At 59.0% G+C, this 12,323-nt stretch carries 14 protein-coding genes; all 14 read left to right on the top strand.

The genetic code is table 11. The features are described from left to right. The first annotated feature begins 190 nt into the window (after positions 1 to 190). The 14 genes from EDE05_RS19920 (at position 191) to EDE05_RS19855 (ending at position 12,306) form a co-directional block, all read left to right on the top strand. Positions 191 to 667: an Hsp20 family protein gene (locus EDE05_RS19920; RefSeq protein ID WP_134102511.1), complete on the top strand. Its 477-nt coding sequence runs from the start codon at positions 191 to 193 to the stop codon at positions 665 to 667. Between the two features lie 84 nt (positions 668 to 751). Beyond that, positions 752 to 1,261, top strand: a complete 510-nt coding sequence (locus EDE05_RS19915; protein ID WP_132411812.1) for an Hsp20/alpha crystallin family protein — start codon at positions 752 to 754, stop codon at positions 1,259 to 1,261. Between the two features lie 71 nt (positions 1,262 to 1,332). After that, positions 1,333 to 2,088 (top strand): NADH dehydrogenase ubiquinone Fe-S protein 4, encoded by a 756-nt coding sequence (locus EDE05_RS19910; RefSeq protein WP_134102508.1) that lies wholly within the window; start codon positions 1,333 to 1,335, stop codon positions 2,086 to 2,088. A gap of 9 nt (positions 2,089 to 2,097) precedes the next feature. Further along, positions 2,098 to 2,418 (top strand): DNA-directed RNA polymerase subunit omega, encoded by a 321-nt coding sequence (locus tag EDE05_RS19905; RefSeq protein ID WP_134102505.1) that lies wholly within the window; start codon positions 2,098 to 2,100, stop codon positions 2,416 to 2,418. 31 nt (positions 2,419 to 2,449) lie between these two features. After that, entirely contained in the window at positions 2,450 to 2,815 is a 366-nt protein-coding gene (locus EDE05_RS19900; protein WP_134102503.1) for an SPW repeat protein, read from the top strand. 88 nt (positions 2,816 to 2,903) lie between these two features. After that, positions 2,904 to 4,286 carry a DegQ family serine endoprotease gene (locus tag EDE05_RS19895; protein WP_134102500.1) on the top strand — a complete coding sequence of 461 codons (1,383 nt, stop codon included), beginning with the start codon at positions 2,904 to 2,906 and terminating at the stop codon, positions 4,284 to 4,286. A gap of 842 nt (positions 4,287 to 5,128) precedes the next feature. Beyond that, positions 5,129 to 5,599 carry an Hsp20 family protein gene (locus tag EDE05_RS19890; RefSeq protein ID WP_132411822.1) on the top strand — a complete coding sequence of 157 codons (471 nt, stop codon included), beginning with the start codon at positions 5,129 to 5,131 and terminating at the stop codon, positions 5,597 to 5,599. A 295-nt stretch (positions 5,600 to 5,894) separates the two neighbouring features. Next, positions 5,895 to 7,070, top strand: coding sequence for an NEW3 domain-containing protein (locus EDE05_RS19885; RefSeq protein ID WP_134102496.1), 1,176 nt, complete (start codon positions 5,895 to 5,897; stop codon positions 7,068 to 7,070). After that, positions 7,067 to 8,005, top strand: a complete 939-nt coding sequence (locus tag EDE05_RS19880) for an ABC transporter ATP-binding protein (RefSeq protein ID WP_134102493.1) — start codon at positions 7,067 to 7,069, stop codon at positions 8,003 to 8,005. The genes EDE05_RS19885 and EDE05_RS19880 overlap by 4 nt, the downstream gene beginning before the upstream one ends. Continuing rightward, positions 7,995 to 8,948, top strand: coding sequence for an ABC transporter permease subunit (locus EDE05_RS19875; protein WP_134102490.1), 954 nt, complete (start codon positions 7,995 to 7,997; stop codon positions 8,946 to 8,948). Before EDE05_RS19880 ends, EDE05_RS19875 begins: the two co-directional genes overlap by 11 nt. A 186-nt stretch (positions 8,949 to 9,134) precedes the next feature. Then, on the top strand, positions 9,135 to 10,058 hold the full coding sequence (locus EDE05_RS19870) for a DnaJ C-terminal domain-containing protein (protein ID WP_134102487.1): 924 nt from the start codon (positions 9,135 to 9,137) through the stop codon (positions 10,056 to 10,058). Between the two features lie 2 nt (positions 10,059 to 10,060). Further along, positions 10,061 to 10,375: a chaperone modulator CbpM gene (locus tag EDE05_RS19865; RefSeq protein ID WP_134102484.1), complete on the top strand. Its 315-nt coding sequence runs from the start codon at positions 10,061 to 10,063 to the stop codon at positions 10,373 to 10,375. Between the two features lie 325 nt (positions 10,376 to 10,700). Beyond that, positions 10,701 to 11,126 carry a hypothetical protein gene (locus EDE05_RS19860; RefSeq protein WP_134102481.1) on the top strand — a complete coding sequence of 142 codons (426 nt, stop codon included), beginning with the start codon at positions 10,701 to 10,703 and terminating at the stop codon, positions 11,124 to 11,126. Between the two features lie 85 nt (positions 11,127 to 11,211). Then, positions 11,212 to 12,306, top strand: a complete 1,095-nt coding sequence (locus EDE05_RS19855) for a glycosyltransferase family 4 protein (protein WP_134102478.1) — start codon at positions 11,212 to 11,214, stop codon at positions 12,304 to 12,306. Positions 12,307 to 12,323 lie beyond the last annotated feature (17 nt).

Genomic DNA, 12,323 nt, shown 5'->3' with positions numbered 1-12,323 from the left:
AATCTTATATGGCAGCGACGGTGAGGAGGGTCTAATTTTTGTGTCGACATTCGACTCCTCTTGAAACCGTAACCACCTGAATTACATCATTTATGCCGGCCGCCGGATGGGGTCGGCTACAAAGTCCAGGAGGCGCTCACCGCTTTTTGGCGTCTCTTGTATCCATGTTGCTTCAAAGGAGGATATGGCTATGAGGACAAACCTCGATTTCTCTCCCCTGTTCCGATCCAGTATCGGCTTTGATCGGATGTTGGACGCACTCCAGGCAGCGAATGGCATCGAGACCATCGATAACTGGCCGCCCTACGATATTTTAAAAACCGGCGAAGACGACTATCGCATCGCGATGGCCGTCGCGGGTTTCTCGCAGGACGAATTGACTATGACCCAAGAGCAGAACCTGCTCATTATCTCGGGTCAGAAGGCGAATGCCGAAGATGTCCAGTATCTGCATCGCGGCATCGCTGGTCGGAGCTTCCAGCGCCGGTTCGAATTGGCTGACCATGTCAAGGTCGTAGGAGCCGACCTCGTCAACGGCCTCCTGACCATCGACCTCAAGCGGGAAATCCCTGAAGCGATGAAGCCGCGTCGGATCGAGATCAGCACCGACGAAGCTTTGCCCAAGGTCGATAGCAAACAAATCGAAGCTGAGAAGCAGGCGGCTTGATCGCCGTCAGCGCGTGAGACGCAGGCGCCGGGGCACCCCGGCGCCCACGGATGAAGCGTGTCCATCAACAGAAAGGAGGAAACCATGAGTGTCCGTGATCTCATTCCCTGGGGCCGCAACAATGGTAATCCGGTCCCGAGTCTGTTGCGCGATAACGATCGAGATCCATTCCTTTCCTTGCATCGTGAGGTAAACCGGTTATTCGACGACGTTTTCCGGGGCTTTGGTTCCGGCCTGCCGTCATTGATCGGAACCAACAGCTTTAGCGGCGGATGGCCGAGCGTCGAGATCTCTGACAACGAGAAGGAGATCAAGGTGACGGCCGAGGTGCCGGGTCTGGAGGAGAAGGATATCGAAGTCCTGCTCAACGATGGTGTGCTGACGCTAAAAGGCGAAAAGCGCTCGGAGACGGAAAACAAGGATCGCCAGTTCTCGGAGCGCTACTACGGCTGGTTCGAGCGCCGCATCCCGCTTGGTGTCGAAGTCAAGGATGACCAGGTCGATGCGCGCTTCAAGAACGGCGTGCTGACGGTGACCCTTCCGAAGACGGAAAAGGCGCAGTCGCAGGTCAAGCGGATCGCCATCAAGAGCTAACAATCAGATCTGCCCGACGGCCGGCCTTGTGGCGGCCGTCGGGATCCTTCGCCAATCGGGAGGGATGAACGATGGAGAATGTCAGAGAAACAGACTACGCAATCAGCAAACCAGTTTCGGGGTTCCGGCCTTCGAACGACAACCGGCGCCGGCATCCTTCCTTCGGCCGCTCGCTATTTCCTGAGGACGCCGTCGCCCGGATCTATAAGCCGGCACGCTCGGTGACGACGTCTGGCAACGCGAGAGCGAACGGCTGGAGACTCGTCTTCGAGCGTCGCGAGGAACCGTTCATCGAGCCCTTGATGGGTTACACCGGCGGCGGTGACACGCTCACACAGGTCGAACTGGAATTCCCGACCCTCCAATCCGCCATTCGGTACGCCGAGCGACAAGGCTTGAGCTACGTCGTGCAGAGGAGGGCGGCCAAGCCGGCCCGCCGGGTCAAGCGACGGTTGGGCCAACGACCGAAGCGGTCGTCCCACAGCTTCTCCGACATCACGCTGAAGCGGCTCGGCCTTGCAGCACTTGAGGAGAGCTATGGTGAGGCGCTCGACCGTGCAGCAGACCGCAACGAACCAGCCGGTCCGCAAAGCTGGCACTCACCGATGGATGTTGTCGGTGACCCGACGCTGTGGCTGGATACCAAGCGCTCGATCCTGATGAACTGGGCCTGGACCGAGTACCTGGCGGATCAGGCGACCAATGAGGGCATGCCCGAGAATCAACGGCCCTCGCGGCTCGACGAGGTCGAGCAGGCGCTGCTCGCGCTCGAACGGCATGCAGGTCTTGGGGATCGTGGCGTCACGATCGCTCAGCAAGCCGCATGAGGTGTGTCCATGGATCCAAATGTCGTCTTCGATTGCGAAAAGATCGTGCCGAATCCGTACGCGCTGGCTCTTGCCGCCGCGGCTCGTGCTCGAGCGCTCAATCGCGGTGCGGCGCCCCGGGTTAATGTTTCAGCCGCAAATGCGACTGAACGTGCGCTGCAGGAAATCGCCAGCGAGGCTTTCAGCAAGGACGAGCTGGTGCCGTTCCTACCCGAGCAGCAAACGTTTACTTCGGCTTGCCATTCCGCCCACAGAAAATGGCTTCGCAGTAACAGCGCGGAAAGAGCTCTCGCCGCACCCGGCTCCCTGCCAAGGGAGGCGGTTCATTGATGATGAAACCAACCGATGAGGAGAATGAACGATGATGAAGTCTCTGTCATCTAGCAACCGGACGGCTTTCGATGTCGTCAATATCGTCGCCGGGCTCGGACTTTTAGTTTCGCCGTGGCTGTTCGGCTTCGCCACCGAGACCTATGCCGCGTGGAACGCCTGGATCGTTGGCGCAGCTATCACCGTGTTTGCCGCCGCGGCGCTCTATGCCTTCTATGAGGTGGAGGAATGGGGCAACCTTGTCCTCGGCCTTTGGACCTTGGTCGCCCCGTGGGTCCTTGGCTTCTCGGCGGTTACGACCGCGCTTTGGGTCCATGTTATTGCCGGCATCGTCGTCGCCGTTCTTGCCGCAGGCAACATCTGGTTCACCCATAACCGTCCATTCTCGGCCGCCTAAACGCACCGGAAGCGGGTCCGGAATTCCGGGCCCGCTTCTTTGTTGAGCAATGCGCTTGGTCGGTAACCCTTTTTTTAAGGAGCAAACCATGTCCGATACCGCGCGGGTCCGTCAGGTTGTCGCCTCATTCACTGTCGCCGCTGCAGCCATCCTGTTCACCATATCGCCGGGTCCTGCGCAAACGTCGGGATCGTCAGCGGCGTCCGCCAGCTTGCCGACACTGGCACCGATGCTCGAGCGGGTTACGCCGGCTGTCGTCAATATCGCAGTCGTCTCCCGCGCGCCGACACAAGACAATCCGCTGTATGGCGACCCCAATTTCCGCCGCTTCTTTAAACTGCCCGAGCAGCAACAGCAGGCTAGGATGAGTGCCGGCTCCGGCGTCATCGTCGACGCCGCCAAAGGATATGTGCTGACCAACCATCACGTTGTCGATGGCGGCACCGAGATTTCGGTGACGCTCAAGGATGGTCGGCAGCTGGCGGCAAAGCTCGTCGGCAGCGACGAGGAAACCGACATTGCATTGCTCCAGATTGAGGCTAAAAATCTTGCCGCCATTCAGATCGGCGATTCCAATGCTCTTAAAGTCGGCGACTATGTCGTCGCCATTGGCAACCCATTTGGCCTGGGGCAGACCGTGACCTCAGGCATTGTCAGCGCGCTCGGGCGGAGCGGTCTCAATATCGAAGGCTATGAAGACTTCATCCAGACGGATGCCTCGATCAATCCGGGCAATTCGGGCGGTGCCCTGGTGAGCCTCGATGGAAAACTGATCGGAGTGAACACTGCTATCCTCAGCCCCGCCGGGGCCAATGTCGGTATCGGGTTTGCAGTTCCGAGCAGCATGGCGGCGTCTGTGATGGATCAACTGATCACCCACGGCAAGGTGGAGCGGGGCAGGCTCGGCATCGGCATCCAGGATCTTACGCCGGACCTGGCAGAGGCTCTTAAGCTGGGGGACCTGCGCGGCGCGCTGATTGCCAATGTTGAGCGCGGCTCCGCGGCTGACGAGGCCGGATTGAAGTCCGGGGACGTCGTCGTCGCAACGGATGGGCGCGCCGTTCACGGAGCGACTGATCTCAGAAACCGCATCGGCCTCACACCGGCTGGCAGGACGATCAAACTGACCGTGAAGCGTGGTGATGATGAGATGGTAATTGCGGTCACCATTGTCGCTGAAGACCGATCAATGGCTGATCTTTCCGGCACCCCGTTTGACGGCGCCACAATGCGGGCCGCCTCAAGCGAGGAGGCCCAGCAAGCGGGAGGTCCCGGGGTGGTGATCGAGAAGGTGGAGCCCGGAAGCGCCGCAGCGCGCGCCGGCCTTCGAGACGGCGACCTGATTCTCGCGGTCAACAGAACACCCGTTGCGTCCGTCGCAGATTTGCAACGCGCGACCGCCGCAAGGCCAGCCACATTGGCCCTTGAATTGGTTCGTGAAGGCGCGGGCCTCCTTCTGGTGGTGCGGTAGAGATGGATCTATGAATGGATATGGATAAGAAGACTCAGTTCAAAAACTTGCACTGGATCGTCGCGTTCTTCATTCTGTTGGCTTTCCAGCATTTTTTACGACCGCTTATCACTTGGCTCGGATACCCTACAGCCAGTTCGAGACCGACCTGAGAGATGGCAAGACCACAGAGGTTGCGGTCTCCGACAATTTCGTCCGAGGCGATACAAAGAGCCGCAAAACAAGCGCCCGTTCTTCTTCACCACGCGGGTCGATGCTGATCTGGCTCAGCAGTTCCTGCAACACCGCGTCGTGATGACAGGTCGAGAGCACTTTCCTCCGCGATCTGCTGTCATGGCTGATCCCGTGGCTCTCTTCGCCGCCACGGTTGACGAGGAGGTGCCGCCGGATCGTCAATGACACATTCGAACGAACTTTGGCTCTTCTTCAGGAGCAAACGGAACTACTGATCCGCTCCGCCGAAGCCCTTCTGCAGAGCGAGACACGCGACGAAAACGATCTCGCCTCACTTATGGAGGGCGCGATTGAAGCGGATGGTCGAAGGCGCCCCGGTTAAAAACGTCAGGAAAAGCAGAAGCCGTAAGGGATTTCCGTGCAGCTAATTCAGATGGATCTGCCGCGATTCCCGCCCATGCTCAAACTGTCGACTGATCTCCGAGACGTGGTTTAACCCCTTGGCGCGTCAGGGAAGTGTCTGCAAATTTCTCTTGCTCCCGATCTTGAAAGTGAAAAACCTTAAAACCAAATCGAAATGCATCGGCAGCCCAGATGGGGGCCGATAATGGGAGACGCGAAGTTTCCTGTGCGTCTCCATTCCATGTTGCTTTACGGAGGATATGGCAATGAGAAGCGAATTTGACTTCACACCGCTCTATCGGTCGAGCATTGGTTTCGACCAGATCTTCAATCTTCTCAACAACGCACAGCGTCTGGATGGGGTCGACACTTGGCCACCCTACGACATCGTCAAGACCGGCGAGGACAACTACCGGATTAGCATCGCCGTCGCGGGTTTTGCGGAGAACAACCTTGACATCCAGCAGGAGCGTAACGTCCTTGTCGTGAAGGGGTCGGCCAACCAGCCCCAGGATGGCGAGTATCTGCATCGCGGAATCGCAACTCAGGCATTTGAACGCCGGTTCGAGCTTGCCGCTCACGTCACGGTGGAGAACGCAACCCTGAAGAACGGATTGCTGATGATTGCGCTTAAGCGCGAGATCCCGGACGCCATGAAGCCGCGCCGCATTACCATCGGTAAGGTGTCTGCTGACGCAAAGCGGCAGCAGATCGAATTTGACAAGAAGGTTGCTTGATCATGCGTCCGCAGGCCAAGCCCTTTGTGGTAGAAATCAAAAAGCGTCGCAGGATCAAGGCAGATGGAGGCCGTCCGTCGCGATCGCCTTCATCATTGTCGGCGAAATGGCCGGCTGTGCAATCCCGGCCCCAATCGGCAGTCTCCCCCGCCTGACCGGAGGACACGGCTGAACTGGCCATGAAGCCCTTCGGCAATATTACTCTCCTTGGATCTTTCCGCCGGGCACCCTCCGGCGGGCTTTGTCGTGATTGCTCAAGACTTGTCGAACTTGCATGTGAAGATGGAGAAGTAACATGACACGCTCTGCAATGTTCCTGACCGCATCCGCGCTCACCCTGCTGATTGCGGCAACGCCGGCGCTGGCCCAGGAGACGCGGCCCGCTGAACCCGCTGGTTTCTGGCTCACCACACCCTACCCAGAACTGTCCTTAGGGGCCGGCAAGACCGAAAACATTCCACTGACGCTACGTAATTCGAATCTGCCCCCGCAGCGTGCGCAGATCGAGGTTTCCGGCATTCCAGCTGGCTGGAAGTGGGCCTTGAAGGGGGGCGCGCGGGAGGTATCGGCCGCCATCGTCGCTCCCAACGAGAGTGAGAAACTGACGCTCGAAATCACTCCACCTGCCGATGCGACCGGCACGGCCGTTCCGATTGAAATCCGTGCCCGGCATGATGACGAACTGACCACACTTCCCCTGACGGTTCGTCTGGCGGAGGCGAAGGCAAGCGGTGTGACGCTTGATCCTGAACTTCCTGCGCTAAAGGGTACGCCACGTTCGACCTTCAGCTACAAGATCCGGGTCAAGAATGAAGGTGCCGAGGACGCGTTGTTGAACCTTTCTGCGACTGTCCCTGATGGCTTCCGGACGCGTTTCAAGCAGGGCTACGGATCCGAGGAGATTACCGGCGTCCCCGTCCAGGCCGGATCCACAGCAGATGTGACGATGGAAGTCCTCCCTACTCGTTCGGCGTCCGCCGGACGTTATCCAATTGCGTTCCAGGCCGCGAGCGGCGCGATGAGCGCCAGCACCGATCTCAGTTTGGAGATCACCGGCGAGCCCCAGATCAGCATCGTTGGACCGCAGGAGCGTCTGAGCGGTGAGGCGGTAGCCGGAAAAACGTCGAACTTCACGTTCACCGTCGCCAATAACGGGTCCGCTCCCGCTGAAGGACTGGAACTCTCCTCCACACCACCTTCCGGCTGGAAGGTCGCGTTCGAGCCAGAGCAGGTCGATGTCCTTGCTCCCAATTCCACACGTGAGATCAACGTGTCCATTACGCCGTCTGAGCGGGCGGTGACGGGCGATTATATGGTCAGCTTGCGGGCCAACGGTGGCGGGATTTCGGAATCCGTTCAGTTCCGCACGACAGTGCGTGCCTCCACGTTATGGGGAATGGCCGGCCTCGGCGTGATTGCCGTCGCCATCGGCGTACTGGGAACCGCAGTTACAAGGTATGGCCGGCGATGAGTACCACAGTTATCGAAGCATTTAACCTTGCGAAACGTTATGGCGCAACCACTGCGGTTGCCGGCATCGATCTCTCGGTCCAGCGAGGCGAGGTTCTCGGTCTGCTCGGTCCCAATGGCGCCGGAAAGACGACGACGATCCTGATGCTTTTGGGGCTGACGGAAGCAAGCGGCGGCAATGTCAGCATCCTTGGCAAGGATCCATTGCGCCAACCGCTCGCCGTGAAACGTGAAGTCGGTTATCTGCCTGACTCCGTCGGCTTCTACGACACGATGACCGGCCGCGAAAATCTAAGCTATACGGCGCGTCTTTCCGGCCTCTCCCGGGACCATGCCCGGGAGAAAATCGCAGCGGCACTCGAAAAGGTTCGATTGGCGAACGTCGCCGACCGGCCGGTCTCAACCTATTCTCGCGGTATGCGACAGAGGCTCGGTATCGCGGAACTTCTCATGCGGGACTGCCGGATCGCCATTCTCGATGAGCCCACCTCAGGTCTTGATCCGCAGTCGACTCAGGAACTGCTTGAGCTCATCCAGCAATTGAGCCGGGACGGCATGACGATCCTGATCTCATCGCATGCGCTAGATGCTGTACAGTCGGTCTGCCACCGGGTTGCCCTGTTCAACAAAGGACGGATCGGCTTCATCGGGACCGTTGAGGAACTTGCGGCCAAGATCGGTGGCGGGGCATTCGTTGTCGACGTAGAGGCGTCCGGTGTCGATCTGCAAAAGGCGGTGGTTGGGGCGGCGGGTGTCCGCCGCGTTTCCATGTTGAACGAGACCGTCTGGCAGGTGGAAGCAGACCGTGACGTGCGGCCTGAGCTGGCCCGTCTCATTGTCCAGGCCGGGGGCAGTTTGATCAATCTTGATCTGCGCCGAGCCCGCTTGGACGAAGCCTATAACCGCTATTTCAGGGAGTACGGCCATGAAGCGTGAAGGATCGCCGTTTCAAGGTGTGATGACGGTCGCTCTCAAGGAGGCGGCCGATCATATGACGAGCGCGCGGATGCATATCATCATGCTGCTCGTGATTTTGACCGCGGTCGGCGCCGTCTATGGCGCTATCGATCGTATTCGCGAGACAACCGCTGAAGACCCATTCCTGTTCCTGAAGCTCCTTACGGTCGCCAAGGAACCCGTGCCGTCGTTTGCTTCGTTCCTTGGCTTCCTGTTGCCGCTGGTCGCAATCGCCCTCGGTTTCGATTCGATCAATGGGGAATATGGCCGGCGCACCATGAGCAGACTGCTTGCGCAGCCAATCTATCGGGACGCCCTGCTGTTTGGAAAATTCATGGGTGGTCTCCTGGTGATCGGTATAGCGCTCCTGGTGCTGTGGCTGCTGATGCTCGGCATGGGGATCCTTAGGCTTGGTCTTCCGCCCTCGGCACCGGAACTTGTCCGAAGCATCGTTTACCTGGTTGCGACCCTCTTTTATGCCGGCGTCTGGCTAGCTCTTGCCATGGCTTTCTCCACGTTCATCCGCTCGACGGCCACGTCCGCTCTCGTGGCGCTGGCGATCTGGCTGATCCTCAGCCTTTTCTGGGGCATGCTCTTGCCGCTGGTCGCAGGAGTTCTTTCGCCGGTCGACCCTTACAATCCTGTGTCGCTTCTCTCCAACTTCGAGACCCAGCAGGCGGTTAGCCGACTATCGCCGCAAACTCTCTATGGAGAGATATCTGCCTTGCTTCTGGATCCGGCCGCGCGGTCTGTTGGGCCATTGTTCCTGGATCAGCTGCAGGGTGCGGTCATTGGGGCGCCGTTGCCGACGATCGACAGCCTGCTGATCATCTGGCCTCAGATTTCCGGTCTCGTGGCGGCAATGCTCGTGCTGTTTACGATCGCATACGTGCTGTTCCAGCGCCAGGAAGTCAGAGCCTGACCAGTCGTGAACGCGGGCCGTCTTCCCCGTTCACGGATCCAGTTTGATAGGAGGATGGAGAATCAGCATTACAGCTCTCTCTTCTCCGATATTGCGATTGATATCCAGGGCACGTCCGAGCCAACGGACCCGCCTTCAGACCGCCATTGAAATTCGCGATATTTCCGCCCTCGAACGGAGGCATTTATGAGCCCGGATCCTTATGAGCTTTTAGGCCTGAAGCGAACTGCGACGCAAAAGGAAATCCAAAGCGCATTCCGCCAGGCTGCCAAAAAACTGCACCCGGATCTGAACCCCGGCGACAAGAAGGCCGAGGCGAGGTTCAAGGAGATTTCCGCGGCCTATGAGCTCCTGAGCGACGAAGAAAAGCGTGGCCGCTTCGATCGCGGCGAGATTGACATGACGGGCGCCGAACAGGCTCCGCGAAACTTCTATCGAGAATATGCCTCGGCGAGCCGCCCGGGTGACGCTTATCACAATGGCGCCGGTTTTGCCGACTTTGGCGACGGCGACGACATCTTCGCAAGCTTCTTCTCGCGTCGTTCCGGCGGTCCTCGTTCCGACCAATTCCAAGCGCCTGGAAACGATCGCCATTTCTCGATGGAAATCGATTTTCTGGATGCTGTTAACGGAACAAAGACCCAGTTGACTCTTCCCCAGGGCTCGACGCTCGACGTTCAGATCCCGCCTGGAACTCGCGATGGCCAGACGTTGAGGTTGCGCGGCCTGGGCGAGCCCGGTATCGGGGGCGGGCCGGCCGGCGATGCATTGATCGATATCGTGGTCCGATCGCATCCGATCTATACGCGCGAAGGCAATGACATCCGCCTTGATGTGCCCATTACGATCCGAGAGGCAGTACTTGGAGGCACGGTCCGCGTACCCACGCCTTCCGGGCCGGTGAATCTCAAATTGCCGCCGAATTCCAGTAGCGGGAAAGTATTCCGTCTTACGGGCAGAGGCGTTCGAAAGCGCGGCGGTCAGGCCGGGGATGCTTACGTCGCTGTGAAGATCGTCCTCCCGGACGCGCCCGACCCAGCACTGAAGGCATTTGTCGAAAGTTGGGCTGGAGGAATGGATCACAACCCAAGAAGGAATATGGAGGGTTGACCGTGGATGAGCTCGAATTCTGCCTTCAACTTAAGATCGAGGCGGGTGAACTCGATCTTTGGTTAGATCACGGCTGGCTGGAGCCTCAAGGATCCGTTGACCACAAACGCTTTCTGGCTGCGGATCTTGCCAGGGCCAGGTTGATCCTCGACCTTTCCCGAAACATGGGCGTCAACCAAGAGGGGATCGATATTGTAATGGAGCTGGTTGATCAGCTTCACGGCGTTCGTGGCGCGCTCAAGGATCTCATCGCTGCTATCGCTCAGGAGGATGCGATGGTACAGCGGCGCCTGCTGGCGGCCTTGGAGAGGCTTTGAGGGGCCACCCAGCCTGCTCCAGCGCAAGATCCTTGTCGCGCTTTGAGAATTCCCAGAATGCAATGAAGAGGTTCGTTCGGCGCATGCTGCCATCGGAGACGCGATCCGTTTTCCTCATCCGAGGCAGCCACTTAGCGGGGTTCTCTAACGGCTGCGCATTTTGTGTTTTTCCTCTTGAAATCCAAAAAGCGCAAAACCAGATCATTTGGCGCAAAAGCACTCGCGCGAGGGTTTGCACCCGCCGGGCGGTCCCGGGGTACCTCGACAGTCACGACGAGTGAAGCACCCTCAATGTTCCATCGGTCAAGCTCAATGGAGCCAGGCTATGAGAAAGGAAAACATCGACAGTCACGTCACAGAAGATGCGACGGCTGCGATCAGCGCTGCCCATCTTCTTCATCCAGAAAAACATTTCGATCACCCCCGCGACGTGTTGGCGGCCGATCATATTGGCAGGGACGAGAAGCGGGCGATCCTTGCCTCATGGGCTTCGGACATGTCCGCCATCGAATCCATGCCGGCGTTGCGCCGTTATCCGGGCATGGAAGCCGTTGTCACTTATGACGAAATCCTCCAGGCCCTGAAAGCACTCGACCGCGACTGCGCGCCCCTCCCCGAGCAGGCTCCGCCGGTCTTGATCCAACAGGGCAGGAGCAGCCGCAGGAAGCCAGGGAACCGACGGCTTCGTGACCGTTTCGGACTGTGCAGCTACTGGAAGGGAGGACGCCACCGACCGCTGTTTGAAATCTGAAGATTTGAACCCGCCGCGTGCCACATGATGGGCGCGGACATGATTTTTGCCGACGACTCTTTGCTCATTAGAGGAGGTTTTGCCGATGAAGATCGCTCAGATCGCACCGCTCGCCGAAAGCGTTCCGCCGAAGCTTTATGGAGGAACCGAACGGATCGTTTCTTATCTCACCGAAGAACTTGTCGCCCAGGGCCACGACGTCACCCTCTTTGCCAGCGCCGACTCCGTCACGGACGCGAAGCTTGTGGGGTGCTCGGAGGTCGCGCTGCGGCTTAACCCCGCCGTCCAAGACCACCTGCCGCATCAAATCGTCATGCTGGAGGAGATCCGCCGCCGGGCGTCCGACTTTGATGTTCTCCACTTCCATATCGATCTGTTGCATTTCCCGTTGATCCGCGATTTTGCCGACCGAACCGTGACCACGCTGCATGGCCGCCTCGACCTGCCGGACCTGCGTCCCTTCTATCAGGCCTTTCCCGATATCCCGCTGGTTTCGATCTCCAACGACCAGCGCCGCCCGATGCCTCCAGTCAACTGGTCCGGAACCGTCTATCACGGGCTGCCCGCCGACCTCCTTCCCTTCACGGCCACGCCCAACGGCAACTACCTCGCCTTCCTCGGCCGTATTTCACCGGAGAAGCGACCGGATCGGGCAATCGAGATCGCCGCAAAGGTCGGCATGCCGTTGAAGATCGCGGCCAAAATCGACAATGCCGACAAAGCCTATTGGGAGACGGTGATCGAGCCAATGGTCAAACGTCATCCGAATGTCGAATTCGTGGGCGAGATAAACGAACACCAAAAGGCAGCCTTCCTCGGCAATGCCGGCGCTCTGCTCTTCCCAATCGATTGGCCAGAGCCTTTCGGGTTGGTGATGATCGAGGCCATGGCGTGCGGCACGCCGGTGATCGCCTTCCGATGCGGCTCCGTTCCGGAGGTGGTCGATGGCGGCGTTTCCGGCATTCTGGTCGACAGCGTGACCGAGGCGGCCGAAAATGTCGAATGGGCATTGCGAATGGACCGGAGAAAAGTGCGCGCCACGTTTGAAAAACGCTTCACGGCCGAACGAATGGCGCGGGACTACCTCGAACTCTATCGCAGTCTACCAGGTGTTCGCACCAAGGCCGCCCGTATCCGCCGGTCGAACGGCCATGCGCTCGACCTGCAAGTGGTCGCCTGAAGTTCTAAGGAGAAGCC

The organism is Neorhizobium sp. R1-B (genome assembly GCF_004368875.1).
Lineage (GTDB): Bacteria > Pseudomonadota > Alphaproteobacteria > Rhizobiales > Rhizobiaceae > Neorhizobium > Neorhizobium huautlense.
This window is presented reverse-complemented; position numbering and strand designations above follow the sequence as displayed.